Source organism: Halomonas sp. MS1 (assembly GCF_024182575.1).
In the GTDB taxonomy this organism is placed as follows: Bacteria; Pseudomonadota; Gammaproteobacteria; order Pseudomonadales; family Halomonadaceae; genus Vreelandella.
In genome coordinates this window covers 2,350,876-2,376,750 of record NZ_CP098926.1, presented here as the reverse complement: position 1 = coordinate 2,376,750, position 25,875 = coordinate 2,350,876, and the positions used below count along the sequence as shown (strand labels likewise).

At 53.0% G+C, this 25,875-nt stretch carries 24 protein-coding genes; 11 read left to right on the top strand and 13 right to left on the bottom strand.

Annotation, left to right across the window (positions count from 1 at the left end; genetic code table 11):
* The first annotated feature begins 152 nt into the window (after positions 1-152).
* A complete protein-coding gene (locus tag NF683_RS10840; protein ID WP_089039087.1) occupies positions 153-2,681 on the top strand; it encodes a penicillin-binding protein 1A in 2,529 nt (842 codons plus the stop codon).
* 79 nt (positions 2,682-2,760) lie between these two features.
* Here NF683_RS10840 and NF683_RS10835 read toward each other — a convergent pair whose 3' ends face one another.
* From NF683_RS10835 to NF683_RS10825, 3 genes are read right to left on the bottom strand one after another with little or no spacing between them, the layout of a single operon-like run.
* Complete coding sequence (locus NF683_RS10835) at positions 2,761-4,773, bottom strand: TRAP transporter permease (RefSeq protein WP_089039088.1); 2,013 nt, start codon at positions 4,771-4,773, stop codon at positions 2,761-2,763.
* Positions 4,774-4,806: 33 nt separating this feature from the next.
* Positions 4,807-5,319: a DUF1850 domain-containing protein gene (locus tag NF683_RS10830; protein ID WP_089039089.1), complete on the bottom strand. Its 513-nt coding sequence runs from the start codon at positions 5,317-5,319 to the stop codon at positions 4,807-4,809.
* Positions 5,320-5,363: 44 nt separating this feature from the next.
* Positions 5,364-6,323: a TAXI family TRAP transporter solute-binding subunit gene (locus tag NF683_RS10825; RefSeq protein WP_089039090.1), complete on the bottom strand. Its 960-nt coding sequence runs from the start codon at positions 6,321-6,323 to the stop codon at positions 5,364-5,366.
* A 262-nt stretch (positions 6,324-6,585) separates the two neighbouring features.
* Here NF683_RS10825 and csiR point away from each other — a divergent pair, with 262 nt between their 5' ends.
* The 8 genes from csiR to NF683_RS10785 all read left to right on the top strand — a co-directional run bounded on the left by csiR (position 6,586) and on the right by NF683_RS10785 (position 15,423).
* Complete coding sequence (csiR, locus tag NF683_RS10820) at positions 6,586-7,275, top strand: DNA-binding transcriptional regulator CsiR (protein WP_089039091.1); 690 nt, start codon at positions 6,586-6,588, stop codon at positions 7,273-7,275.
* 83 nt (positions 7,276-7,358) lie between these two features.
* On the top strand, positions 7,359-8,537 hold the full coding sequence (locus NF683_RS10815; protein WP_083001338.1) for an acyl-CoA dehydrogenase: 1,179 nt from the start codon (positions 7,359-7,361) through the stop codon (positions 8,535-8,537).
* Positions 8,538-8,559: 22 nt separating this feature from the next.
* Positions 8,560-9,774 carry a CaiB/BaiF CoA transferase family protein gene (locus tag NF683_RS10810; RefSeq protein WP_253920004.1) on the top strand — a complete coding sequence of 405 codons (1,215 nt, stop codon included), beginning with the start codon at positions 8,560-8,562 and terminating at the stop codon, positions 9,772-9,774.
* 239 nt (positions 9,775-10,013) lie between these two features.
* The gene (locus NF683_RS10805; protein WP_089039093.1) at positions 10,014-10,817 is read left to right on the top strand and encodes an EAL domain-containing protein; all 804 of its coding nucleotides are present in this window, start codon (positions 10,014-10,016) and stop codon (positions 10,815-10,817) included.
* A 241-nt stretch (positions 10,818-11,058) separates the two neighbouring features.
* Positions 11,059-12,333, top strand: a complete 1,275-nt coding sequence (gabT, locus tag NF683_RS10800; RefSeq protein ID WP_253920003.1) for a 4-aminobutyrate--2-oxoglutarate transaminase — start codon at positions 11,059-11,061, stop codon at positions 12,331-12,333.
* Between the two features lie 232 nt (positions 12,334-12,565).
* Entirely contained in the window at positions 12,566-13,585 is a 1,020-nt protein-coding gene (locus NF683_RS10795) for a TRAP transporter substrate-binding protein (protein WP_193068637.1), read from the top strand.
* Positions 13,582-14,094 (top strand): TRAP transporter small permease, encoded by a 513-nt coding sequence (locus tag NF683_RS10790; protein ID WP_193068636.1) that lies wholly within the window; start codon positions 13,582-13,584, stop codon positions 14,092-14,094. Before NF683_RS10795 ends, NF683_RS10790 begins: the two co-directional genes overlap by 4 nt.
* A 24-nt stretch (positions 14,095-14,118) precedes the next feature.
* Positions 14,119-15,423, top strand: coding sequence for a TRAP transporter large permease (locus tag NF683_RS10785; protein WP_193068635.1), 1,305 nt, complete (start codon positions 14,119-14,121; stop codon positions 15,421-15,423).
* A 51-nt stretch (positions 15,424-15,474) separates the two neighbouring features.
* Here the strand turns inward: NF683_RS10785 and NF683_RS10780 are convergent, their stop codons facing one another.
* The 5 genes from NF683_RS10780 to NF683_RS10760 all read right to left on the bottom strand — a co-directional run bounded on the left by NF683_RS10780 (position 15,475) and on the right by NF683_RS10760 (position 20,188).
* A complete protein-coding gene (locus tag NF683_RS10780; protein ID WP_089039095.1) occupies positions 15,475-15,723 on the bottom strand; it encodes a YkoF family thiamine/hydroxymethylpyrimidine-binding protein in 249 nt (82 codons plus the stop codon).
* An 18-nt stretch (positions 15,724-15,741) separates the two neighbouring features.
* Entirely contained in the window at positions 15,742-16,563 is an 822-nt protein-coding gene (locus NF683_RS10775) for an alpha/beta fold hydrolase (RefSeq protein WP_253920002.1), read from the bottom strand.
* 143 nt (positions 16,564-16,706) lie between these two features.
* Positions 16,707-17,753 carry a DNA polymerase IV gene (dinB, locus tag NF683_RS10770; RefSeq protein ID WP_253920001.1) on the bottom strand — a complete coding sequence of 349 codons (1,047 nt, stop codon included), beginning with the start codon at positions 17,751-17,753 and terminating at the stop codon, positions 16,707-16,709.
* A gap of 63 nt (positions 17,754-17,816) precedes the next feature.
* Entirely contained in the window at positions 17,817-19,292 is a 1,476-nt protein-coding gene (locus tag NF683_RS10765; RefSeq protein WP_253920000.1) for a protein adenylyltransferase SelO, read from the bottom strand.
* Between the two features lie 47 nt (positions 19,293-19,339).
* Positions 19,340-20,188, bottom strand: a complete 849-nt coding sequence (locus NF683_RS10760; RefSeq protein ID WP_253919999.1) for an NAD-dependent protein deacetylase — start codon at positions 20,186-20,188, stop codon at positions 19,340-19,342.
* Positions 20,189-20,303: 115 nt separating this feature from the next.
* On the opposite strand from NF683_RS10760, the gene NF683_RS10755 reads away from it, so the two are divergent.
* Positions 20,304-21,476: a UbiH/UbiF/VisC/COQ6 family ubiquinone biosynthesis hydroxylase gene (locus tag NF683_RS10755; protein WP_253919998.1), complete on the top strand. Its 1,173-nt coding sequence runs from the start codon at positions 20,304-20,306 to the stop codon at positions 21,474-21,476.
* A gap of 77 nt (positions 21,477-21,553) precedes the next feature.
* The gene (locus NF683_RS10750; protein WP_253919997.1) at positions 21,554-22,750 is read left to right on the top strand and encodes an E22 family MetX-like putative esterase; all 1,197 of its coding nucleotides are present in this window, start codon (positions 21,554-21,556) and stop codon (positions 22,748-22,750) included.
* 136 nt (positions 22,751-22,886) lie between these two features.
* On the opposite strand, the gene NF683_RS10745 is transcribed toward NF683_RS10750, so the two are convergent.
* From NF683_RS10745 to NF683_RS10725, 5 genes are all read right to left on the bottom strand, one after another.
* Positions 22,887-23,849 carry a ribonuclease Z gene (locus tag NF683_RS10745; protein ID WP_253919996.1) on the bottom strand — a complete coding sequence of 321 codons (963 nt, stop codon included), beginning with the start codon at positions 23,847-23,849 and terminating at the stop codon, positions 22,887-22,889.
* Between the two features lie 117 nt (positions 23,850-23,966).
* Complete coding sequence (locus NF683_RS10740) at positions 23,967-24,260, bottom strand: HigA family addiction module antitoxin (protein WP_009722157.1); 294 nt, start codon at positions 24,258-24,260, stop codon at positions 23,967-23,969.
* The gene (locus NF683_RS10735; protein ID WP_089039103.1) at positions 24,260-24,538 is read right to left on the bottom strand and encodes a type II toxin-antitoxin system RelE/ParE family toxin; all 279 of its coding nucleotides are present in this window, start codon (positions 24,536-24,538) and stop codon (positions 24,260-24,262) included. Before NF683_RS10735 ends, NF683_RS10740 begins: the two co-directional genes overlap by 1 nt.
* Positions 24,539-24,723: 185 nt before the next feature.
* Positions 24,724-25,266 (bottom strand): DinB family protein, encoded by a 543-nt coding sequence (locus NF683_RS10730; RefSeq protein ID WP_253919995.1) that lies wholly within the window; start codon positions 25,264-25,266, stop codon positions 24,724-24,726.
* Between the two features lie 93 nt (positions 25,267-25,359).
* Positions 25,360-25,767, bottom strand: coding sequence for a hypothetical protein (locus tag NF683_RS10725; protein WP_089039105.1), 408 nt, complete (start codon positions 25,765-25,767; stop codon positions 25,360-25,362).
* Positions 25,768-25,875 lie beyond the last annotated feature (108 nt).

Below are 25,875 nucleotides of genomic sequence, written 5' to 3'. Positions count from 1 at the left end.
TTACATGATTTTTAGTGAAGTCACACGCGAATGGCATTACGGCATATCAACACTGGTGACTGCTGCCTCGCCTTCCTATAATGGCAGCCAATTGCGTGATACGGTCGTTTAGTTACCGTGTCTATTCTCCTTTTCACGGGTGCACTCTGTTCATGACGTTTTTTCGAACCCTCATCCTGTCACTTTTTTCGCTAATCGTTGCGCTCATTGGCGCCACCGTGTTGGCAGTGGTGGGTGCCGCTATCTATTTTTCCCCTGGCCTGCCTGATGTACGCCAGTTGCAAGATTTCGAGCTACATACACCGCTTCGCATCTTCACCAATGATGGCAAACTCATTGGTGAATTTGGCGAAGAGCGCCGTATGCCCGTCGACTTCGCTGATATCCCACAGGACATGATCAACGCGCTGATCGCAGCGGAAGATGCCAGTTACTTTGATCATGCAGGCGTTGATCCTCGTGGTATCGCCAGGGCGGCGGTTGAACTGGTCCAGAGTGGCGGCTCCATTCAGTCTGGCGGCTCGACCATTACCATGCAGGTTGCGCGTAACTATATGTTGACGCTTGACCAGACATTCACGCGGAAAATTCGCGAGATTCTGCTTGCCCTACAAATGGAGCAGATTCTTGATAAAGATGAAATCTTCGAGCTCTACGTCAACAAGATATTTCTCGGTCATCGCGCCTATGGCATCGCAGCCGCATCAGAGACTTATTATGACAAGCCATTGGCGGAATTAACGCTGGCTCAAACGGCAATGATCGCGGGACTGCCTAAAGCACCCTCAGCCTTTAACCCACTGGCTAATTCAGAACGCTCGCTTATTCGCCGCAACTGGATTCTGTTTCGCATGCGCGAGCTAGGACATATTGATAATGATGCTTATCTAGCGGCGGTGCAGGAGCCGGTGACAGCCCGCCGGCACTACACCCAAACTGAAGTCGACGCGGCTTATGTTTCAGAAATGGCTCGCCAATATGCCATCGAACGATTTGGCGATAAGGCGTATACCGGTGGCTACCGAATTTACACCACGATTGATAGCGAAATGCAGCCCTATGCCCACCAAGCATTAGCAAATGGCCTGCTGGCTTACGACCTTCGCCATGGCTGGCGCGGTTCAGAACAGCAAGATATCGCAGCCAGCTTGGTAGAAGCTCAAGAGCAAACCGCTACTCAAGGGCTTGAAGAGGAACTTTCAGAATCACCGGAAATTCGTCAAACCGCTCGCCAAGCAGCTGAGCGTAGCCAAACACAAGTTGAGGGTGTCGATGGTGACGTCAGCAACTGGCTGCAGGTATTAGAGCGCACGCCCAACTATGGCCTGCTTCAGCCAGCGATTGTGGTTGAGAGCAGTGGCCGTGAAATGCAGGTACTTACTCGCGGTGGCGAACTGCAAACGATTGCCTGGAGCGGCCTAAACTGGGCACGCCCCTATTTGAGCCCACGCAGTCGTGGTGCCGAACCAAGTAGCGCGGATCAAATTGCTGTTCGCGGCGACTTAGTCCGCGTGATTGAAAACGAAGATGGATCGCTACGCTTGTCGCAGCGCCCCGACGCCGAAGGCTCTTTGGTTGCACAAGATCCACGCACTGGCGCTATTTTAGCCTTACAAGGCGGGTTTGATTTTAATGCCAGTAAGTTCAACCGTGCTATCCAGGCTCAGCGTCAATCCGGCTCCATCTTTAAACCGTTCATCTATCTGGCAGCCCTAGAAGACGGCGGTATGAACGCAGCAAGCGTGGTCAATGATTCCCCCGTCGTATTAGATGACGGTAGTAATTCATTATGGCGCCCAGTCAATTCAAGCCGTGATTTCCTAGGCCCGATGCGCTTGCGAACAGCGCTTGCTCGTTCGCGTAACTTGGTCACCATTCGTGTGCTTCAAGCCACGGGGTTGGACCATACTATTCGCTACCTAGAAGGATTTGGCTTCTCCCCCGATCGCCTACCACGCGGGCTGTCTCTCGCCTTGGGCAGCGCCAGTTTAACGCCCATGGAAATGACCAACGCGTATTCTGTTCTTGCCAACGGTGGTTTTCAGGTCGCGCCATGGTTTATTGAACGCGTCACGCGTAACGATGATGAGGAACTTGTCGATGAAGCAACACCTCAGGTTGCCTGCCCTAGCTGCGCTGAGGGGCAGGAAACAGTTGAAATCGACGGCAAGGAGTACCCTGTAGCTGCTCGGGTCGCTGACCCTGCTGCTGTCTATATTCTGCGCGACATGCTGCGTGACGTCATTACGTCTGGCACCGGTCGTGGTGCTCTTAGCCTGAACCGCGACGATATCGTCGGCAAAACGGGCACCACCAATAACCAGCGTGATGCCTGGTTCGCAGGCTTTAACAGCGACTTAGTGACCACAGTATGGGTAGGCAAAGATAGCAACGAGTCCACCGCTGAATATGGCTCTAACGCAGCACTACCTATCTGGGTTGACTTTATGGGCGATGCACTAGAAGGCACCCCTTCAGCGATACCCGAACGCCCGGATACTGTTGTTAGCGCACGGGTAGACCCCTCCACCGGATACCGCTTGGCGGATGGTCAGTCAGGGGGCATTTCTGAGCTCTTCCACCGTGACCATCTTCCCGGCTACCAGCAACGTCGCATTAGTCGTGAACTGGAAGAAGCCAGTGGCTCGCAGGGGTCTGGTACCGCAGAGTCCATTTTCTAAGCCGTACCTGCACAAAGCAAAAGCCCGGAGACCTAATGGTCTCCGGGCTTTTTTTATGGCGTACATTAACGCCCTACGATTAGCCGTCCATCGGCAGACGTTCTCGCTTGCTGGCAAACCAGTTGGCACCAATCGCGGCAATCATCACCACCACGCCCGCAATTTCCGTTAGTAGATTTGGGTAGAAAACCCCGAAAATAGCAGCGCCAATCGCCAAACGCGGCAACCAAGACATCTTGGCAAACAGATAACCTTCAAGCGCGGCAGCAAATGCACACAGTGCCAAAATAGCAATCAGCGCATTCCAAACCACCACGGGCACGGGGCCACCGACAATGATTTCGGGATTAAACACCATAAATAGCGGAATTAAATAGAGACCTTTGGCAAATTTCCAAGCTTGGAAGCCAGTCTCCATGGGTTTACTGCCTGCAATTGCGGCCCCCGCAAAACCGGCCAGGGCGATAGGCGGTGTCACATTGGAATCTTGGGAGTACCAGAACACCACTAAGTGAGCAATCAGTAGCGGCACTCCAAACTCAGCGGTCAACGCTGGGCCCACCAGTACGATCAAGACAATATAGCTCGCGGTAACCGGCAGTCCCATCCCCAAAATCAAGCTTGCCAGCAGCACCATCACCAACGCCAACACTAGGTTGCCGCCAGAAAAAGCCAGCATCATTGAGGAAAACTTCAACCCTAGCCCTGTCAGGCCCACAACGCCGACAATAATCCCCGCCACGGCACAAGCCATAGAAACCGCAACGGCATTCCGCGCACCCAGCTCCAACCCCTGAACCAACTTAACGAGCCCCGCCCACACCACACCTTTGGTGCGGCTCATGGTGACCGGCTGACCTTGCTTGGGAGCAATAAAGAAGTACCAAAGCGCATAGCGAAGAACCGCCACAGCGATGATGGTGACCACGGCGTAATACCCCACGCGCATTGGCGACATACTCATCGCTAGCAGCCACACTAGTACCGCTAGAGGAAGCAGGAAGTGCCAGCCATCTTTCATGACTTGGCGCATTTGCGGCAGCTCGCTTTTCGCCAATCCCTGCATTCCCTGCTTCAATGCAATGATATGGACAAATAGATACACCGTTGCAAAGTACATAATCGCCGGCAGAATGCTGACTTTCACGATTTCCAAATAGGGCGTGTTGGTATATTCCGCAATTAAAAACGCCCCGGCCCCCATTAAAGGCGGCATAATTTGCCCACCGGTAGAGGCGGCTGCTTCTATTCCTCCCGCCTGCTTTGGCTGATAGCCCAGCTTTTTCATCAGCGGAATGGTAAATGCCCCGGTGGTCACCACGTTGGCAATCGCACTACCCGAAATAGAGCCCATACCGGCTGAAGCCAGCACGGCAGCTTTCGCAGGGCCGCCCCGCTGGCGGCCAGTGGCCGCATAGGCCATATCAATAAAAAACTTGCCTGCGCCAGTGCTTTCCAAAAAGGCACCAAAGAGTACAAATATAAAGATGTAGGTCGCCGCAACTCCCAAAGGCAAACCAAAGATGCCTTCTTGTCCTAAATAGAGCTGCCCTGCGACGCGCTCCAAGGTATAGCCACGATGCTCTAAAATGCCGGGCATCCATTCGCCTAGCCATGGCAGTTCGCCCCTAGGCCCTGCAAATGCGTAGATAATGGCAAGTAGGCCGATCACCGTCATGCCAAACCCAACGGCTCGACGACTTGCTTCCAACACGGTAACCGTCGCAATACAGGCCACTAAAATATCGGTGTCACTCCAGAAGCCGGCTCGATTGATAATCTCATCCAAAAAGAGCACCAGATAGCCACCGGTAGTCAAAGCCCCAGCAAAGAAAATTAGATCAATGCCCCACCCCAGCACTCCACGTTTGCGCGTTGGCCCAAACACAGGAAACATCAAAAATGCCAGCAGCATAATCAACGCTAAGTGAATACTGCGCTGATAGAAAAGCCCAAGGGGCTGGATACCAGCAGAATAGAGCTGGAAGAGTGAAAGCCCCACCGCAACCACGGTGATACACCACAGAACCATGCGGGGCTGCATCGCATTCGCGCCGGGCATCACAACCGGCGGTGGAGTGGATTCGTTCATGAACGTCCTCGGAAGCGTTAACTACTATCGTTTTTATTCACGCGGAGCGGTGCTAGGTGATAATAATTGGATAATCACACGTTGCCCGGCTGCGTACTCACTTAAACTCACCGGTGAATGCTCACCATTCGGCCACACCACTTGATGATTGACGGCAGGAGAACCGACTCTTAATGCATAACGGTTATTTGCTACGGGCTCATTAATAGCATTAATCCAATAACCGCCCTCACCATCTGAGACTTGTTCCCCACGGCCAAAGATATGACCAAGCCCTGCGGCAAAGTCTGGTTGATGACTACGCTCAAGTTGCATAACGCCTGCCGCATTACGATAACAATCCAGTACCGTAAAGTGCTCAACAGAGTGTCGCCACTGGATACACCAGCGCCCTTCTGAAGGCACCAGCGCATCCACTAGAACATCGCCTTGTTCAGTCACTACAGCTAAACGCATAGACGCATTCACCGAAGCGGGGGAAGCCCCCACTTCGGTGAGCGGTAGACATGCAAAAAGTAGCGCCATCAGTCGTTGTTGCCACTGCATGGCAATATCCTTATGGCAATGTCTATGGCAAGACCCTTTAACCGTTAAGGGCGCAGACGATCAGGAATATCCGCTCCTACTTCTTCAAAGTAGCGAATTGCCCCCGGGTGCAACGGCACAGGCGTAGAGTTCATGGTGAACTCAATAGTGGTGTCGTTGGCGGCCGGGTGAACAGCAATCAGCTCATCGGTGTTTTCAAACAGTAGCTGAGTCAGTTGGTAAGCAAGCTCTTCGTCCATATCAGAATTCACCACCAAGACGTTAGGAACACCGATAGTCTGAACAGACTCGTCCATACCGTCATACATACCCGCTGCCAGCTCGTAGGGGGCGAACACTGCCTCCGCTTCCTGTGCATTGGCAACTTCTTCATCGGAGAGGCCAATTAAGCGGATATCACGGGTAGCGGCAAGGTTAAGAATAGAACTGGTGGGAGGACCAACGCTCCAGAAACCGGCGTCGATATCACCATCACGAATGGCATCTGCGGTTTCGTTAAAATTAAGCCGCTGAGGGGTAAAATCTTCATAACTAATGCCGTTGGCTTCCAAAACGGCACGCGCATTTAGCTCGGTGCCACTGCCTGGTGCACCCACGGAAACGCGTTTCCCAGCCAGGTCAGCGATGGTCTCGATATCCGACTCAGCCAGCGTTACCAACTGCACCGCATTCGGGTAAACAGAGGCCAGAGCACGGGTATTTTCAATCTGACGACCGTCAAAGTCGCCGCTGCCGTTATAAGCCTGATAGACCGTGTCGGCCAGCGCTAGCGCCAAATCGGCGTCGCCACGCATAATCAGCCCCATATTTTCAACTGAGGCACCAGTAACCTCAGCCGTCGCCTGAGCGCCTTCAATATGGTTATTAATCATTTCAGCGAAGCCACCGCCGATCGGATAATAAACCCCGCCGGTACCGCCGGTCGCGATTGAAAGCTGTTGCGCACTGGCTGGAAGTGCAACAGCCAACAAGGATGCTGCCACTGTATATTTTAGAGTTCGCATAAGCGGTTCCTCCGTCCTGTTTGGACTTATAAGTATGGTTGACGATAAGGAGGTGTGAAGTCCCAGCCTCTGGTTACCGTAAACGGCAAGCAAACGCGGTGCAATGACGTTAGCACGGCTTTAGCGTGAGATGCTAATGCAACGCTATTCGCCGATGGCATCCGTATAAATGTCGTTACCTGTGCTAAATGTCTAAAATTTATTGATAATAGCGATTAGTTAATGCAGATCGCCACGCCCAACGTTGGCCTAAGGAGATATCATGGAGCACGATGCGCCGCGCCCGAACCTAGCCATCAGTGCCTATCGCGCCCTGAAGCACGACATCATTCGCGGCCGTTATGCGCCTGAAGAGAAGCTTTTAATGAGCCGCCTCAAGGAGTATTACGGCGCCAGTACCGGTCCTCTACGCGAAGCGCTTTCCCAATTAGTTGCCGACCGCTTGGTGATTGCGATTAGCCAACGTGGCTATCGCGTTGCCCCCATGTCGCTGGCCGAGCTGAACGATATTTACGACGCACGCGCTCAGTTAGAAGGCCTGATTTTGCGCCTGGCCATTGAGCGCGGCGACGACGACTGGGAAGCCAACGTCCTCGCCACCGCTCATCGGCTAGCTAAAGTGACCGAGGTCAGCTCCCCCGATGAGCTGCTTGATGGCTGGGATTTGCGCCATAAAGCATTTCATACCGCCATTGCTAGCGGCTGCAACTCGCCACACCTGTTACAGATGCGCGACACGCTGTTTGATCAGGTAGAACGCTACCGCCACCTGTGGTTGCAGGAAACGGTGATGTCCCCCCAGGCACTTGAAATCAAAAGACAAGAGCATGCCGCCTTGGTAGACGTCATCCTGGCTCGTGATACAGAGCAAGCGGCCAACCTCATGCGTGATCACTTAATGACACCGGTCCCGATTATTACCCGTGTTCTCGAGGAACGAGGGATCAATTAAATTGTTTATTTTAAAATGTAGATATTTCAATAAAACGACGATACATTGGATCGTATCAAAATGACTACGTAGGAGTTCACGCCATGACCCGCTTCAACTGGGACGACCCGCTGCTGCTCGAACACCAACTCACCGATGAAGAGCGCCAAATTCGTGATGCCGCTCACGACTACTGCCAGGAAAACCTGCAGCCACGCGTGCTGAGTGCTTTTCGTGAAGAGCGCTTTGATCGTGAGATCATGAGCGAGATGGGTGAGCTTGGCCTGCTGGGTGCCACTGTTGCCCCGGAATATGGCGGCTCAGGCGTGAACCATGTGGCCTACGGACTGATTGCCCGCGAAGTAGAGCGCGTTGATTCAGGCTACCGCTCAGCCATGAGCGTGCAGTCATCACTGGTGATGTACCCGATTGAAGCCTATGGCTCTGAAGAGCAGAAGCATAAATATTTACCTAAGCTCGCCAGCGGAGAAATGGTCGGCTGTTTTGGTTTAACCGAACCTGACCATGGCTCAGACCCTGGTTCAATGATCACTCGGGCAGAAAAAGTTGACGGCGGCTACCGCTTAACCGGTGCCAAAATGTGGATTACCAACAGCCCGATTGCCGATATTGCGGTGGTTTGGGCAAAGTCCGCCGCCCACGACAATCAAATCAAAGGCTTTATTGTTGAGCGCGGTACCGAAGGCTTCAGCACACCCAAAATTGAAGGCAAGGTGTCACTTCGCGCCTCCATCACCGGTGAAATCGTACTGGACAATGCCTTTGTCCCTGAAGAAAACCTATTGCCTAACGTTAGCGGTTTAAAAGGACCTTTCGGTTGCTTGAATAAAGCGCGTTATGGCATTGCCTGGGGCGTTATGGGCACCGCTGAGTTCTGTTGGCATGCCGCACGCCAATACACCTTAGACCGCAAACAGTTTGGCCGCCCGCTGGCTGCAAATCAGTTGATCCAGAAGAAACTCGCAGACATGCAAACCGAGATCACCCTGGGCTTACAGGCAGCACTACAGGTAGGTCGCCTGATGGATAGCGGCAATTGGGCACCGGAAATGGTCTCACTCATCAAACGCAATAACTGCGGTAAAGCGCTGGATATCGCTCGCCAGTCTCGCGACATGCACGGCGGCAACGGCGTTTCCGATGAGTACGGCGTTATTCGTCATATGGTGAACTTGGAATCGGTAAACACCTACGAAGGCACTCACGATGTACATGCCTTAATCTTGGGCCGTGCCCAGACCGGTATTCAGGCATTTTTCTAAATAGCGACAAGTGAGGCACTTAATGAGCACAGCAGCCAAGCCACTAGCAGGCATCAAAGTACTCGATATTTCACGTGTACTGGCTGGCCCGTGGTGCGGGCAAATGCTCGCAGACATGGGGGCTGATGTGATCAAGGTAGAGCGCCCCGTCAGCGGCGATGATACTCGCCACTGGGGCCCTCCATGGCTCTCTGGCAGTTCAGAGTCGGCCTACTACCTCTGCGCCAACCGGGGCAAACGCTCGGTCACCGTCGATATGGCCAAGCCTGAAGGCCAGGCATTGATTAAGCAGCTCGTCGCCACCTCCGATGTGTTACTTGAAAACTTCAAAGTGGGCGGTTTGAAAAAGTACGGTCTGGACTATGAGAGCCTGAAGGCACTGAATCCTCGGCTTATCTACTGTTCAATCACCGGCTTTGGCCAGGAAAGCCCTTACGCACACCGCGCCGGTTACGACTTCATGATTCAGGCAATGGGCGGCATTATGAGCCTGACTGGCAAGCCTGATCATGAGCCCGGCGGTGGCCCCGTCAAAATCGGCGTTGCCTTTACCGATATTTTCACCGGCCTATATGCCGCCAATGCCGTTCTGGCAGCGCTTTACCAGCGCCGCGATAGCAACGCTGGATGTCATATTGATATGGCGTTGATGGACGTGCAGGTGGGCGTACTGGCGAACCAGGCGCTCAACTACTTAACCTCCGGTCAAGTACCTCAGCGGCTGGGGAATGCACATCCCAATATCGTTCCCTACCAAGCATTTGCCACTGCCGATGGCCATATGATTGTTGCCGTCGGTAATGACGAGCAGTTTAAGCGTTTCTGCGAAGTGATCGATCAGCCAACGTTGCCGCTGGACCCACGGTTCGCCACCAACGGCGCACGGGTGCAGCACCGCACTGTATTGGCTCCTCTACTGGAGGCTGTATTACTAACGCAGAAAACTGATGAATGGCTGGCTGCCTTTGAAGCCGCCGGTGTGCCTAGCGGGCCAATCAACACCTTGGATCGCGTCTTCGACGATCCCCATGTCAAAGCACGTGGCTTGAAGCAAACGCTTCCCCACAGCCAAGCCGGTCACGTCGACTTAGTCGCAAATCCTATCCGTATCAACGGCGAGTCCATCAGCGCTCAGACTCCCCCACCCTCACTGGGTGAGCACACGCAGCAGGTGCTTGACGAGCTTGGCATTACCAGCGAACAGCGCCACGCACTGCAACAAGCTGGCATTATTTAACGCTCGTTATTCTCCCTTTTTCATATCTACTTAACGATTCATCTTAGCGCCCGCCTGGGCGCTTTTTTGTCGGTTCGGCGCACCTATCAATTTCTATACAAAACCTATACGAAAAGCTCACAAGCGACTAAACTGACTTCGTCTATGATTAGATAGTTAAAAAAAATTTTAAATTAACCGGCAACGGCTAACGTAGATTGGCCAGCGAGTAACTTGGCGCACTGCTATAGGGGGATTTCATGGGTCACTGCGCACGGGTAGACGGTAGCTGCAAACGATGCGAGGGGGACCTTCCTTTTGATTTCACTATGGCCTTTCAACCGATTGTAGACGTGTCACTTGCTCGCGTGGTGACACATGAGGCGCTTGTCAGAGGGGTTAATGGCGAATCTGCCTGGAGCGTTATCTCTCAGGTGACTGACGGCCTACTGTATCGGTTTGATCAAGCTTGTCGCGTTAAAGCGATTGAGATGGCAAGCGCTTTGAATATGCCAACGGCGTTATCAATCAACTTTTTACCCAATGCTGTCTACGAACCGGAAGCCTGCATTCAAGCAACGCTTGATATTTCTCGACGCGTTGGATGGCCAATGGAGCGGCTAATTTTTGAAATCACTGAAACCGAACGCGTACGTGACCGCCAGCACCTGCGCAATATCATCGAAGCCTATCGCGAGATGGGCTTTAAAACAGCCCTTGATGACTTTGGCAATGGCTATGCCAACCTGGATCTGTTGACTGACCTAACACCGGACAAGCTCAAAATCGACCGCGAGCTGGTGATGAACTGTGACCATGATACGCGTCGCCAAGCGCTGCTCAACTCCATCATTTTGCTAGCTAAAGAGTTGAACATGACGCTCATTGCCGAAGGGGTAGAAACACGCGAAGAAGCATTATGGCTAGCGCGGGCGGGCATTGTTCGTCAACAAGGCTTTTTCTACGCCAAGCCGGCTATTAATTCCTTAGGCCCAGACCTAACCTCGCAATTATTAGACTTAAGAGAAGAGGTGTACGCAGGCTTAGAAGCATCAAGCTACTGATGCAAGCCTATTGCTTACTGCCTATTACCGATTATCTTTTAACTACTCTCCATTAACTACTATCTTTTAATCAGCGTCTTTTAACGACTGTCTGTCACCTGCTGTCTGTCACCTACTACCCATTACCCCCGTTTTATCGTCTATATAACGAATTTGAAACAATGACGACCGAACCTGTCACATAAACAGTGACACTGCACATTTCTCACAGGCACCATCCAACACCCAAAGGAGTTGAGCCATGAGCAACGCCGAGCTAAACGAACTGAAGCAGAAGTATGTCGCAGCGGGCGCCGCCAGCCCCGCCACTGCTTTTGCAGATCGCGCTGAGAATGCTGAGATCTGGGACGCCGACGGCAATCGCTTTATCGACTTCGCGGGCGGTATTGGCGTTTCGAACGTAGGCCACCGTCATCCTAAAGTGGTTGCTGCGGTGAAAGCCCAGCTGGATAAGGTCATGCACACCTGCCAAACAGTGATGCCTTATGAAGGCTATGTAAAAGTTGCTGAAAAACTTAGCCACCTCGTACCGGTTCGCGGCCACGCCAAAGTAATGCTGGCTAACTCCGGTGCAGAAGCGTTGGAAAATGCCGTTAAAATTGCCCGCGCTGCCACCGGCCGCTCTAACGTCATTTGTTTTGACGGTGGTTATCACGGCCGAACGTTCTACACCATGGCCATGAACGGCAAAGTAGCCCCGTATCAGACTGATTTTGGCCCGATGCCAGGCACGGTCTTCCGCGCTCCTTATCCGGTGCCCTACCACGGTGTCAGCGAAGACGAAGCCCTTCGTGGTCTGAAAATGACCCTGAAAACCGACGCCAACCCAAAAGACACCGCCGCGATTGTCTTGGAGCCGGTGCTTGGCGAAGGCGGCTTCTATCCTGCATCGAAAAGCTTTCTGGAGAAGATCCGCGAAATTTGCGATGAGCATGGCATGCTGATGATCATCGACGAAGTGCAGTCTGGCTTTGGCCGAACCGGCAAAATGTTCGCCATTGAACACAGCGGCGTTGAGCCGGACATCATGACCATGGCGAAAAGTATGGCTGACGGTATGCCAATCTCTGCGATTGTCGGCACCGACAAGGTCATGGACGCCTCAGGCCCCAACTCGCTCGGCGGCACCTATACCGGCAGCCCTACCGCCTGCGCCGCGGCACTAGCCGTGATGGAAGTCTTCGAAGAGGAAAATATTCTTGAGAAAAGCCGAGCGCTGGGTGAAAAATTAGCGGCGCGTTTTGGCGAGTGGCAAGCCAAGTTCGACTGCATTGATAATGTGCGCAACATGGGCGCTATGGCGGCATTTGAGCTGGTCTCGAACAAAACGGATCGCACGCCCAATCCAGAACTTGCCGCAGCGCTGTGTAAGAAAGCCCGTGAGGAAGGATTAATCCTGCTCTCCTGCGGCATGTACGGCAATACGATTCGCTTTTTGATGCCTGTCACGATTGAAGACAGCGTCCTCAACGAAGGGCTGGATATTATCGAATCTTGTTTGGAGTCGCTGGTTTAGCAGTTACTAGCGCCAACATAGACGCCGCCCAATCGGGCGGCGTTTGACTATTTCTTGTATACGTAGTGCAAGAACCAGTGCAAGAACCAGCACAAGCCAAAGCCCCCCTCCCAGACCGATTTCAACCGCCCTGTCGCTATTCAGTCCCTTCTCGTCGCTATTAGAAATAGTTGGCTGGTCAATGACTGTAGTTTAAGAAATATCTTCAATAATAAACAGTGGGGAAGATTGCATGATTTCTAAAACTACTATGAAAAACAGCAGTTTTAAACCGGTCAGTAAAGCGTCCATGGTGTTAGGCATGTTGCTGGTTAGCGGCTACTCCTATGCACAGTCAATCAATATGGATTTTTCTAATGAATATAACGCTACGTCAATACATGCTCAGGGAGATGCTTACTTTATTGATAAAGTAAAAGAGCTAACAGATGGCGATATAGGTATTACGCTGCATACGGGGGGAGCATTAGGTTTTAACTCAGGTGACCACTTTTATGCTGTCGCCGATGGAGCCGTTGATATAGCCGATACATTATCGGGCACCATGAGCGGGATCGATTCTATTTTTCTGCTCTCTTCCTTACCGTTTATTGTAGAAGACATCGAAGATGCACGGCGCCTATATGAAATAGCTAAACCCTACTATGAAGAGGTATTTGAAGATAATGATCAAATATTACTCTATGCATCTCCCTGGCCACCCAGCGGTATCTGGTCAAAAACAGCAATAGCCAATCAGAGCGATCTTGAAAATTTGAAAATCCGTACCTTTGATCGCAATGGAACGGAGACCTTTCGCAACGTGGGAGCTTCCCCTGTGAGTCTGTCCTGGGGCGATGTGGTGCCGCAGTTGGCGACCGGCGGCATCAGCGCGGTATTAACCTCGGCAGAAGCCGGCGCCAACGGCAGTTTCTGGGAACATCAAGATCATTTTTCAGCGGTTCAATATGCCATTCCGCTTAATATGGTCCATATGAATAAGGCCGTATTTGATTCATTGAGCGCTGAACAGCAACAAGCCCTTCTTGAAGCAGCCAACCTGACCGACCAGCATAACTGGGCGGCGGTTGAGGTCCGTACCGAAGAAAACTACCAGACGCTTGGCGAGCATGACGTAGCTATCAGTGACCCCGTCTCAGCTGATTTGCTGAATGCCCTCTCTGAAGCATCCACCAGCGTTGTTGAGAACTGGCTTGAAAACACCGGTGATATGGGTCAGTCAATTTTGACTGAGTTCAGAGGCCAGCAATGATCTTGCTAAAAGGCATGGAGCGTATCTCCATGCTGCTTAATAGGATCGGTGCAGTGATTGCTATCATGCTGATTGTTTACATGCTGGGGCATATTCTGCTGGAGATAGCACTGAGATTTTTTGGCCACTCCACCTATATTCTGGATGAGTATATTGGCTATGCAGTCGCCACCATGTCTTTTCTGGGCCTTCCTTATGTGCTTGAAAAAGGAGGGCTTATCAGAGTCTCCCTGTTACTTGAGCGGATCCCGGTAAATAGGCGGTGGCCGCTTGAGTTTTTCAGTAGCCTATTAACTGCCAGCTGCTTTTTATGGATATCTACGTTCTGGTTTCAGAATGTTCAGCGAAGCTTTAGCCGCGGTGTGGTCAGTGAAACACTCGCGGAAACGCCTATCTGGATACCAGAAGGCGCCATACTGATTGGCATGTGGCTGATCTCTTTTTCGCTTCTTGTCAGAGCCTTGAAAATACTGATGCTGCGCTCTCAGTACTTGCCTGTAGCTGAATAAGATTTAACTGATGGGAAGTGACTCATGGACATTTTTTGGACGGCTATCGGCGTTGCGTTTCTGCTGCTTTTCTTACTGACCATGGGGACATGGATTTTTGCCGCCATGCTGGCAGTTTCCATTGGCTCTCTGTGGCTGTTTGGAGATTTCAGTGCAGACCGCATTGGCCTGATTTTATCGCGAATTTTATACCGAGCTAGCAATAGCTGGGAGTTATCTGCGATTCCCCTGTTTATTCTCATGGGAGAATTGATATTTCGCTCCAATATCTCTGAGCGCCTGTTTAAGGGTCTGGTGCCGATTACCAGCCACTTGCCCGGCGGAATTCTGCATACCAATGTTTTGGGCTGCACCCTGTTTGCGGCGGTGAGCGGTTCGAGTGCGGCGACAACGGCCACGATTGGTAAAATTACCACGCAAGAGCTGAAACAGAGAGGCTACGACAGAAACCTATCCATTGGCTCATTGGCGGGTGCCGGTAGCCTGGGTCTATTGATACCACCATCGATTGTGATGATCGTCTATGGTGTTCAGGCCGAAGTATCCATCAGTCAGCTGTTTATGGCGGGAGTTGTGCCCGGGCTGTTGATAGCCTTTCTATACAGCTGCTATATCGGCTTCAGATCATGGATGGCGCCATCATTGGCACCGAAGAGTGTGATATCTGATCAGACGATCTGGCAGTCCTTTGTATTGCTGCTGCCCATATTGGTGCTGATCTCCATCGTGATTGGATCAATCTATAGCGGTATTGCAACGCCTTCAGAGGCGGCAGCGGTGGGTGTCGGCGCCACTTTGCTGCTATTAGGGTTTGAAAGACAGTTAAACATCAGGCTGTTTGTTGATGCATTTCGTGGAACGCTAATAACGTCGATCATGGTCTGTAGCCTTCTCATCGCGGCCACGCTTTTATCCACGGCGATGGGGTATCTACACCTGCCGCGTGAGTTGGCCGGATGGATTGCCGAGCAGGACTTCAGCCCCATGGTGCTGCTGTTTGCCCTGGCCATTTTCTATATCGTGCTGGGGCTGTTCCTGGATGGCATTTCGATTACCGTGATGAGCCTGCCAATCACGCTGCCGATTGTCTTGCTAGCGGGATTTGACCCCATCTGGTTCGGTATCTTCCTGATTATCATGATTGAGCTTGGACAAATTACGCCGCCCGTCGGTTTCAATCTCTTTGTGCTGCAAAGCCTGACAGGCGAAAGTATCAGCCGCGTGGCATGGGCTTCGCTACCGTTTTTCCTGCTCATGTGTGTAGCCGCACTGCTTGTCAGTATCTGGCCACAAATAGCCCTATGGTTGCCCAGCGTCATGGCCGGTTAAGTGCAGGTAGCTGTTAAAAAATGCCGCCCGATCCAATCGGGCGGCGTTGCTTTAGCGCGGACGTCGGTCGCCTTCGAGGAAATTAGCCGTAAAGACCGCTTTGCCGTGAGTCTCGAACGACCACTTCATCACATCGCTTAAAGCGGTCATCACCGCATCGAACTCTCCGAACACCTGGGTACTCATTCGATTAGGGTGAACTTCTAATCCTGTCGCTTCCAAACGTTTTACCACCTCTTTCACCACTGGCTTAAAATCATCGGCCAGCGGGTAATAGCTTAGCTGTACGGAAAGATACATCCTGCCTCCTTATACGCTTTATGCGCGCTTACTGGCTCCCTGTGAAAAGCTCTGCCATGCCGCCAGTATGGCCGCCCGCGTTTCATCAGGATGTTCCATAGGGAACATGTGAGTACCGGGAACCTCGCTGATAGCTAACCCACGACGCTGAAGCCGCTTGACCCGTGTGGGAGTGAGTAAGTGCGACTCCTTCCCTGCTACCAGGTGGATCGGCACACCGACGCGACGTGGCAATCCCGATAGATGATCCGGCAGATGGCGAAATATCTCTACCTCAATACCTGGGTCGAAGGTTAGCTCAGCGCTACCGTCATCCAGCAAGCGCGTGCCTGCTTCAATGTAGTCGTTCAATGCCTCTGGGGTAAAGCGGCGAAATAACCCACGGCGGCGCAGCGAGTCAGCCATTGCTTCTCGGCTAGGCCACACACTGCGCCGCCCCTGGGTTTTACCAGCAGGGGTGATGCGGTCCATAAAACCAAATCGCTTCGCCGCTTTCATCACCCAGGCATCCGGCCCCAGCATCAACGGCGGGTCAAGCATAATGACGCCGCAGAAGCGTTCTGGCTGTTTATCTGCCGCCATGGCCATCAGCGTACCGCCTAACGAGTGACCAACACCCAATAACGGCGCGTCTGTAACCGGCAAGTAGCTCAACAGTTCATCGACTAAATTGCCCCAGTTATGGTTCACCGGGTAATCCGGGTGATGCCCCAATCGATCTAGCGGATGGAGGTCAAACGACTCTGCCAGTGGTTCCAGCAGCGTGCGATAGCTTAAGCCAGGAAAGCCATTCGCATGGGCAAACACTAAACGAGGGCGTTGGGTGGCATGGGCAGACATGGTTAGCTCGCAAGGTAGGAAGACAGGAAAGCAGCGTGGCAGCAGCACCCACGCTAACTAGCTAGCAAGTAGACAAACTATCATACGTCTGTTTTAACGCGCCTTTGTATGAGCGTCAATCGACATAAGTATTAACAGGCTAATTAAAACAGCGAGAGTTGCTGAACGGTGGCTTCTTCTGCCAAGCGATAGCCCACGCCTAATAGCCGAACGGGCCTCTCCCCTCGCGCCCAACCAATAGTTAACAGGGATTCGAATTGATCCAGGCTAGGTGCTGGGTCGGCGTGTTCAACCGTGGTTTGGGTAAAGTCGTTGAATTTGACCTTGACCATGACGCCACGCACGCCGGGCGCGGGGTCTAGTCTGGCATAGCGCTGCTCTAAGTCGTTGAGCAGATCTGGTAATTGTCGGCGACAGGCTTCCAGGGTGGGTAAGTCCTGGGAGTAAGTTTGCTCGGTGCTGATCGATTTCCGCTCACGATGAGTTTTCACTGGTCGCTCGTCGCGCCCAAAGCTAAGCTCGAACAGCCGATGCCCGAAGCGGCCAAACTGTTCGACCAGCTCAGTGAGCGGACGAGACCGCAAATCCGCACAAGTTTGAATACCCAACCCCGCCAATTTTTCAGCCGTGCGCGGCCCTACGCCGTGGATTTTCTTGACCGGCAGTTGCTGCACAAAGCCATCGATATCGTTCGGCGTGATCACAAACAGACCATCGGGCTTGCGCCAGTCGCTGGCAATTTTGGCAAGAAACTTATTGGGTGCGACACCTGCCGAGACGGTAATGCCTACTTCCTGCTTAACCCGCTGGCGAATCGCTTCGGCCATGCGGGTGGCGCTGCCGTTGCACAGGGAAACATCAGTAACGTCTAAAAAGGCTTCATCTAGCGAGAGTGGTTCAATCAGTTCAGTCACATCGCGATAAATCGCAAACACTTGACGCGCCACCGCTTTGTATTTGGCCATATCACCGCGGATAACGGTCAAATGTGGGCAGCGTTTGAGTGCCTGCGCCATGGGCATCGCCGAGTGGATGCCAAATTCGCGGGCGGGGTAGTTACAGGTAGCGACAACCCCGCGCTGCTCAACGCTGCCGCCTATCGCAATAGGCACATCGTTAAGCGCTGGGTTGTCGCGCATTTCAACCGCTGCGTAGAAGCAGTCACAGTCGCAATGAATAATTTTGCGCACAGGTTGCCCTTGCCTCCGCCCTTACCTGTAAATAATTACAGTTTATCACAGGAAAAGCCGAGGTTACGTACCGCAAAACGTTCTTAGTACCTGTTCTTTTTCCCTCGCTGGGGCTGCAAGGCGGCGTGCTTCTGCGGATTCATCAAAGGGCTGGGTGACCACAGCAAGTAAGCTGTGAAACGGCGCAAAATCGCCCTCGTAAGCCGCATCGATAACTTCCTGAATGCGGTGATTGCGGGGAATGATCACTGGGTTAGCACGCCGCATGGCGGCTAAGCGCTCGCTGTCTTGGCTGGCAACCTGTGCGGCTTGCCACTTAGCTAACCATGCCGCCAACTCATTGGGTTGGGTCGTCAGCGCCAGCAGTGCTTCCTTATGCGTTTCACTTGAAGTGCTGGCGTAATGTGTCAGCGCATCAAAGGTAGCGGTCATATCCATCCGCCCCTGGTGCATCTGGCTTTCCAGCATCTCCATTAGCGGTACCGCTTGGTCGCTGTCTGCTGCAAGGCCGAGCTTATCCGCATGCAGGCGGCGCTGCTCGGCATCAAACAGTGGCCCAAAGCGGCGGATGATATCGGTGGCCTGCTCGACGACGGTATCGCCCTCTTCTCGCATCAGCGGCAGCAGCGTTTCGGCAAAGCGGGCTAGGTTCCATTGAGCAATGGCGGGCTGGTTATCAAAGGCATAGCGCTTGCCTTGATCAATCGAGCTGTAGACTTTTTGCGGGTCAAACTGCTCCATAAAGGCGCAGGGGCCATAATCAATGGTTTCTCCGGCAATGCTGCAGTTATCGGTATTCATCACGCCATGAATAAACCCAAGGCTCATCCACCGCGCCACTAGCGCTGCTTGGCGAGCAACCACCGCCTCTAACAAGGCTAAATAAGGATCGTCTGCACTAGCGGCTTCGGGATAGTGACGCTCAATCACATGGTCGGCCAACGCTTTTAGGGCAGCTTCGTCTCTGCGTACCGCAGCAAATTGAAAGGTGCCCACACGAATATGACTGCTTGCCACACGGGTAAAGACTGCGCCGGGCTCAGGCAGTTGGCGCACGACTCGCTCGCCGGTCGAAACGGCGGCTAACGCACGGGTGGTGGGTACGCCCATTGCAGCCATAAATTCGCTGACCAGATACTCCCGCAGCACCGGCCCCAGCGGCGAACGACCATCGCCACCACGGGAAAATGGCGTGCGCCCGCTGCCCTTGAGCTGAACATCGCGCCGTATGCCGTTCTGGTCGACGACCTCCCCCAGTAACAATGCGCGGCCATCGCCCAACTGCGGTACAAAGTTACCAAACTGATGCCCAGCGTAGCCCAGCGCCCGTGGCTCTGCGCCCGGCGGCAGCTGATTGCCACTAAACCACTGGGCAAGGGTGGCATCATCAGGCTTACTCTTCAGCCCTGTCTTAACTCCCAGCGTTTCTGCCAGGCGCTCATTAAATACAATCAGCGCGGGCCGGCTCACTGGCGTGGGCTGACAGGCCATCCACAGTGGCTCGGGAAGCGTTGCAAACTGGTGTTCAAATGACAGCACGGGCGACTCCGCTGTTGGTGACAATCGTTGCCTAATACCCTAGCACTTTAGTCAAGTAAACGCTGCTGCAAACAGCCGACAGCGTACTCTAGCACCGGCGTTAACGGCGCACGCCACTGATGGGTTAGTAGTGCATCGGCGCGAGTAACGCCCAGCGACAGCGAGGCCACCGGTAAGCCCATGGCGTGGGCATCACGGCAGAAGCGGTAGCCGGAATACACCATCAACGAGGTGCCCACAGCCAGTACGGCATCGGCGTTTTGTAGCCCTGCTTGGGCAGCCAAGCGCCGCGCTGGCGGCACCACATCGCCGTAATAAACAACTTGGGGCTTTAAGATGCCTTGGCAGCGCGGGCAATCCAGCACCTTAAACGTCGAAAAATCAGTCTCTAAATCTGCATCGCCGTCAGGCGCATGGTGGGCATCTAGCGCTGCAAAACGCGGGTTCATCCTGGCCATTTCGCTGTGCATGGCGTGACGCATGAGTTGATAACCGCATGTCATGCACGCCACCACGTCTGCTCTTCCATGCAGATCAATGACCTTGCTAGAACCCGCCCGCTGATGCAGGCGATCTACGTTCTGTGTCACCAGCAGCTCCACATAGCCCATGCTTTCAAGCGCCGCTAACGCCTTATGCGCACCGCTCACTTGAGCTTCACGCATAGCTTTGAAGCCGATCAACGCCCGCGCCCAATAGCGCTGGCGCACGGCAAGTGAGGCCATAAAATCGCTATGCTGTACCGGCGGCGGTCGCTTCCACTGCCCGTCGGCATCGCGGTAATCAGGAATGCCGCTGTCGGTGCTTACTCCCGCGCCAGTAATCACCCACAGTTTAGGGTGGCGCTCAATAAACCCAGCCAGCGCTTCCCCCGCCTGCGCGATGCTATCTGTCATTTCCACGGCCTGCGTCAATGGATCACCCTATGCAACACTGCGACAAGTAACCGATACTGTATGACAATAAAGGGGTATGCAATATGCCCTCGTTATTCAACGTAAGGAGTGTCTCATGCAGTGGGATCACGAGATTATCATTGTCGGCGGTGGCATGGTGGGTGCCGCGCTAGCGGCCCGTTTAGGCCATACCGGCATGTCGGTTGGGCTGGTAGAGCGCGGCAGCGCCCCCACCCCGCTCAGCGGCGATTATGACCTGCGTATCTCCTCACTTAATGCCCGTTCGCTGGCGTTTGTAAAAGCGAGCGGCACCGTGCTTCCTGAAGAGCGCTGCTGCCCGTTTCGCCATATTGATGTCGCCAATCAGGATGGCTCCGGCCATTCGCTGTTTTCTGCCCAAGACAGCGGCATGGACGACTTCGGCATTTTTATCGAAAACCGCACCCTACAATATGCGTTGTGGCAACGCTTAGAGAATCTTCCCAGTGTGACCTGCTACACCCAGTGCGCACCGCTCAGCACCATGGCGGCCAGCACCGGCCGCATGCTGGAGCTAGATAACGGCAAAACCTTAAGCGCCCGTTTGATTGTTGGTGCAGATGGTGCGCATTCGACGCTACGAGAACTTGCTGGCATTGCCGTTAGTAGCTACGACTACCATCAGCGGGCGATGATTATTAACGTGGAAACCGAGCTACCCCAACAGGATATTAGCTGGCAGTGCTTCACCCCCACCGGCCCGATTGCCATGCTTCCCTTACCAGGCCATCGTGCATCGTTGGTGTGGTATGACAGCGACGAAGCCACCAAAGCCCGTGAACAGCTCTCCAACGACGCCCTAAAAACGACCGTTGAAACAGCCTTTCCCAAGCGGCTAGGCAAGCTAACCCGTGTGGTCGCAAAGGCGAGCTTTCCAATTAGACGCCAGCACGCCAAACGCTATATCGGTAAGCGCTTAGCCCTGATTGGCGATGCCGCCCACGTGGTGCATCCGCTGGCAGGGCAAGGGCTGAATATTGGCCTGCACGATGCCGACACACTGGCAGAGCTGATCATCAAGAGCCGCGACCCAGGTGACTCTATCAGCCTGCACCGCTTCGAATGCCAGCGCCGCTTGGCCAACCAAGCCATGATTGCCGCCACCGACAGCTTCCATCACTTGTTTACCGGTGCAAAACCGCTACGCCAGCTGGGTGATCTCAGCCTACATCTTGCCGAACGCGTACCGCTCGCCAAACGCATGATGATGCAACAAGCTAACGGGCTAAACCCATTTAAAATGCGCTAAAGCCGACTACGCTATGAGGGTGGCAACGCAGCCGTTGCCAACAATAATCATAACAATCCCTCATTTAAGGAAGGCGTATGGTTCTCAAGCAACGACACTCTTTATTGACCGTGGTGACAGTTACCAGCCTCGGATTACTTGCAGCATCACCGCTACTGGCCTGGGATGGCGTCGTCGAAAAGCAAACCTTCGAGATGCAAGACTTCACCACTCAAGGTGGCGAGATGATTCCCGAACTTGCGGTGGGCTGGGAAGCCTACGGTGAATTAAACGACGCTCGTGACAATGCCATTTTAATTACCCATTTCTTCTCTGGCACCAGCAACGCAGCAGGTCGTTATGACCCGGATGGCGAGCCAACCGGCTATTGGGATGCCATCATTGGCCCCGGCAAACCACTGGATACCGACGAGTACTACATTATTGCGTCCGATACGCTGGTGAACCTCAACGCCCACGACCCCAATGTCACCACCACTGGCCCCGCCTCTATTAATCCAGACACCGGCGAACCGTGGGGAATGGATTTTCCTGTGGTAACGATCCGTGACTTTGTCGAGGTACAGCGTGCGTTGTTAGAGAGCCAGGGCATTGAGTCGCTACACGCGGTCATGGGTGCCTCGATGGGGGCGCTTCAAGCGTTTGAATGGGCCAGTGCTTACCCTGACAAAGTGGATAGGTTGATCCCCGTTATCGGTGGCGGCGTTACCGACCCCTGGTTGCTGGCAACGCTTAGCGCTTGGGCGGCGCCCATCCGCTTAGACGCCAACTGGAATGAGGGGGACTACTACGATGGCGAGCCACCCACCGATGGCCTAAAAGAAGCCCTCAAGATCGTCACCCTCAATGCCAATCACTGGCAGTGGGCCAACGAAACGTTCAACCGCGACTGGGCCGATGAAGAGCGCGACCCCGCTCAAGATATCAACGCTCGCTACGCCATTGAGCAAACGCTGGATGACGTCGCCGCCGCCCGCGCCGAGCTTTCCGATGCCAACCACCTGCTGTATTTGGTTCGTGCCAACCAGCTCTTCATGACTGGCCACGGTGATTCGTTAGAAGAAGGACTGGCTGCCATCGACGCCCCGACGCTGATGCTGTATAGCGAAAACGACCTCGTCTTCGCCCCCGAAGGCGTGCGCCGCACTGCCGAGCTGATAGAAGCCGACGGTACCGAAGTGACGCTTGAAACCCTGGAAGGCAACCGCGGTCATTTAGATGGCGTCGTCTCCATCGACCAAGCCAGCGAAACGCTGCGGGAGTTTTTGAAGTAGCTCTTGAGACAGTTCTTGAGACAGCTTTTGAAATAACGAAGTAAGCACTGGCTTCCCTGGAAGCCAGTGCTTGAAGACTACGAAGCGTTGCTAATCGCCCAGTTTCGGTATCACTACTGATACACGCGCGGAAAAACTACTCGCCCACCATCTCAGAAAAGTAACCCGTTTTTTCCAAGCTGTATTCGCCAAAATCCCGCGCCAAGAAAAGCGAGCCTGAATAGGCACCCTCAGCTTCTTTGCGGATGTCCTCGATGGACGGCGACGCATTGGGGCTAAACTGATAACGCGGGCTGAAGTGCGTCAGCACCAAATTAGGTAGCTTTATCGATTCGGCAAAAGCTGCGACAAGCTTGGCGTAACTATGCCCCACATCACCGACCTTCTCAGCCATCTCTTCGGTATAGGTGGCCTCATGCACCAGCACCTGCGCCTCTGCACACGCCTCGTTCAATAAGTCAGGTTGATCATTATCCCCAGCGATCACTACTTTCCTGGGCGTGTTCTTGAAGATTAGGTAGTCATGGCTTTTTAACTGCTCACCTGCAAACTCAATATCAACCCCTTGCTTCAACTGCCCCCACAACGGCCCTCTTGGAATCCCCTTTTGCGCTAGCTTATCCACGTCCAGGGCAGCATCAACCTTTCGCTCCGTAAATGCATAGGCATAAGACGCCACCCGATGTGAAAGGCTGAATGTCTCAACCGCGATGTTCTCAAACTCAACGCTTGGCAGGTCGTCTGAGGCGATAAACTCCAAGGCAAAAGGTAAGCATAGCTGCGTCACCTCACAGGTTACCTCCAACCAAGTTTTGATACCCGCGGGCGCAACAATGGTCAGTGGCGCTTTCCGGCCACCCATGGCGGCACTCGCCAAAATGCCCGGCAGCCCGTAGCAGTGATCGCCGTGCACATGGGTAATCAAGATGGCTTTCAACGAATGAAACGACAGCTTGGTACGCAAGACCTGATGCTGGGTGCCCTCACCACAATCAACCAGATACCAGCCCTTCCCTTTGCTTTCACGCAAAGCGATCCCGGAGACATTTCTTTGTTTGGTGGGCACACCAGCGGAGGTACCGAGGAAGAGTAGGTTCATATCGCGTCCGTGCTTTCTCTTTAGAAACCTGAACCTAGTCTGGCGGCATACAGATTTCCAATAAGTTTGGTTGCTCAGCTTTATACGACAGGATGCCAACGACGACAGTCGCAATCGTTAAGCGGCCTCAAAATCCAATGGCTGCAGGTCGTCCAAATTAATTGTGCTGCGAGCCATCCATAGGTCGTACATGTCCTGCATTGATAGCCAGCTCTCCGGGGTACGTCCGAGAACCTTCGACAAGCGCAAAGACATTTCGGGGCTAATGCCACTATCCCCTTTGAGCAACCGTGACAAGGTGGATGGTGAAACGCCCAAGTTGGAAGCAAGCTGACGGGAGCTGATACCAAAAGGTTCTAGGTACACTTCCCGAATAAATTCGCCGGGATGCGGCGGATTATGCATCGTCATTAGTGATAATCCTCATAATCAAGAATGTACGCATTGCCATCTCGAAATTCGAACGTCATGCGCCAATTTCCGTTGATCCAAATTGACCACCGCGCTTTGTCTCTCCCCTTCAAAGGGTGGAGCCTAAAACCAGGGATATCCATATCTTCTACTGACACGGCCGTGTCCAGAGCGGCAAGCTGCATACGCAATTTCTTGGCATGATCCGCCTGTATACCAGAGGTGCTGCCACTAGCGTAGAACCGCTTGAGTCCCTTGTGGCGGAATGATTTAATCATAAACACATCATAGCTTGTTGCGCACCGCGCAACAAGCAGGCTTATATTATTTGAATTACCCGAGCCCGAGCCCGAGCCCGAGCCCGAGCCCGAGCCAACAACGTACTCTTTCGGGATTTGGAGTAGCGCTAATCTAATTTTTCCAGTGTAGGGAATCGCTCTAGGATTCGTCAGTACATACCTGGCTATACATGGGTTTCCTCTGGAATATGAACCATAAGATCAGTAACCCCGATATCCACACCCGCCTGAGATAGCAAGGTAGAAACTTGCCCACGATGGTGAGTTTGATGATTAAAGAAATGAAGAACCAGGCTCGAATATCGTTTATTTGCAGGAATCCCTTTGCTATTGCGATAGCTGAGAACGACATCCAGGTCACCGTCGGATAGTTCGGCTACCCAATCGATAATCCTCTGATCCAACCAACTACGGTGTTCAGATAGACGACCAAAATCTTCAAAGACAATCTGATCCAACGTAGTCGGCTTTGGAAGATCAGCAACCTCGCGCAAAGAGGCCACACAGGAGGGATGCGTAGCAAACCGTTTGAGCCAGATAGTGTCACCCACTAGGATATGATTCAGGGTTCCTAAGATGGAACCGAAGAAGGCCCCACGGTCTTTGGCTAAATCAGTGGCAGAGAGGTGGCCTGCAGCCTCATAAACCTTTGAGTTCATCCACTGATTGTAGGAAGCCAGCATTGCAAAGTGATCTTTAAGGCTCATCCGAGGTTCCTCTCAGGTACAACGTCGAGTATAGAGGCGCGAGCTTGCGAGCGTCCTGCGCGCGAAGGGCACGTACTGCTGCGCCTAGTCATACTATTTTTCTTTCGGGGTTACCTTCAGCAAGTTAAGTTTGGTGCTCAATACTCTAAGCCCAAGCTCTGACCTGATAAAATTCCTAACCTCAACAACCAACTCAGTATGATTAGCACTTCCTGACAAGGCTATGTCATTCACAAACTTATCGCATAATTCAACTTGTTTGGTATTTCCGTACAAATGAATATAGCTAATCGCTCGCTCAACTTCCCTATAATTACCGAGAATGTCAACATTTCTTCCAAGCTCAATAAAGACATCATATGCTTCAGAAAGGTATTTTAGTCTAATTTCACGCTGCTTATTCCTAACATCACGCGCAGCATTAAGTTTGTGGGCTACAACCCAGCCAATCACTGCCGCCAGAGTGGCAATTGTAGTTGGTATCAATAACTTCCAGTCCATCTTTTGGGTACACCTCACTTTATGTATAACGCCGTGTTAAGTAGTGAGCAACGCTGTCACCAAGCCTAAACCATTGCACCGCAAACACGAAACCCAACCTTGAACTGA

Coding starts and splice junctions, on each gene's coding strand:
- NF683_RS10825 (WP_089039090.1), bottom strand. CDS start 6,323: ATGCGAACTCTAAAATATACAGTGGCAGCATCCTTGTTGGCTGTTGCA.
- csiR (WP_089039091.1), top strand. CDS start 6,586: ATGGAGCACGATGCGCCGCGCCCGAACCTAGCCATCAGTGCCTATCGC.
- gabT (WP_253920003.1), top strand. CDS start 11,059: ATGAGCAACGCCGAGCTAAACGAACTGAAGCAGAAGTATGTCGCAGCG.
- NF683_RS10835 (WP_089039088.1), bottom strand. CDS start 4,773: ATGAACGAATCCACTCCACCGCCGGTTGTGATGCCCGGCGCGAATGCG.
- NF683_RS10815 (WP_083001338.1), top strand. CDS start 7,359: ATGACCCGCTTCAACTGGGACGACCCGCTGCTGCTCGAACACCAACTC.
- NF683_RS10795 (WP_193068637.1), top strand. CDS start 12,566: ATGATTTCTAAAACTACTATGAAAAACAGCAGTTTTAAACCGGTCAGT.
- NF683_RS10760 (WP_253919999.1), bottom strand. CDS start 20,188: ATGACAGATAGCATCGCGCAGGCGGGGGAAGCGCTGGCTGGGTTTATT.
- NF683_RS10840 (WP_089039087.1), top strand. CDS start 153: ATGACGTTTTTTCGAACCCTCATCCTGTCACTTTTTTCGCTAATCGTT.
- NF683_RS10785 (WP_193068635.1), top strand. CDS start 14,119: ATGGACATTTTTTGGACGGCTATCGGCGTTGCGTTTCTGCTGCTTTTC.
- NF683_RS10805 (WP_089039093.1), top strand. CDS start 10,014: ATGGGTCACTGCGCACGGGTAGACGGTAGCTGCAAACGATGCGAGGGG.
- NF683_RS10735 (WP_089039103.1), bottom strand. CDS start 24,538: ATGATTAAATCATTCCGCCACAAGGGACTCAAGCGGTTCTACGCTAGT.
- NF683_RS10780 (WP_089039095.1), bottom strand. CDS start 15,723: ATGTATCTTTCCGTACAGCTAAGCTATTACCCGCTGGCCGATGATTTT.
- NF683_RS10730 (WP_253919995.1), bottom strand. CDS start 25,266: ATGAGCCTTAAAGATCACTTTGCAATGCTGGCTTCCTACAATCAGTGG.
- NF683_RS10790 (WP_193068636.1), top strand. CDS start 13,582: ATGATCTTGCTAAAAGGCATGGAGCGTATCTCCATGCTGCTTAATAGG.
- NF683_RS10830 (WP_089039089.1), bottom strand. CDS start 5,319: ATGCAGTGGCAACAACGACTGATGGCGCTACTTTTTGCATGTCTACCG.
- NF683_RS10755 (WP_253919998.1), top strand. CDS start 20,304: ATGCAGTGGGATCACGAGATTATCATTGTCGGCGGTGGCATGGTGGGT.
- NF683_RS10725 (WP_089039105.1), bottom strand. CDS start 25,767: ATGGACTGGAAGTTATTGATACCAACTACAATTGCCACTCTGGCGGCA.
- NF683_RS10745 (WP_253919996.1), bottom strand. CDS start 23,849: ATGAACCTACTCTTCCTCGGTACCTCCGCTGGTGTGCCCACCAAACAA.
- NF683_RS10740 (WP_009722157.1), bottom strand. CDS start 24,260: ATGACGATGCATAATCCGCCGCATCCCGGCGAATTTATTCGGGAAGTG.
- NF683_RS10775 (WP_253920002.1), bottom strand. CDS start 16,563: ATGTCTGCCCATGCCACCCAACGCCCTCGTTTAGTGTTTGCCCATGCG.
- NF683_RS10750 (WP_253919997.1), top strand. CDS start 21,554: ATGGTTCTCAAGCAACGACACTCTTTATTGACCGTGGTGACAGTTACC.
- NF683_RS10810 (WP_253920004.1), top strand. CDS start 8,560: ATGAGCACAGCAGCCAAGCCACTAGCAGGCATCAAAGTACTCGATATT.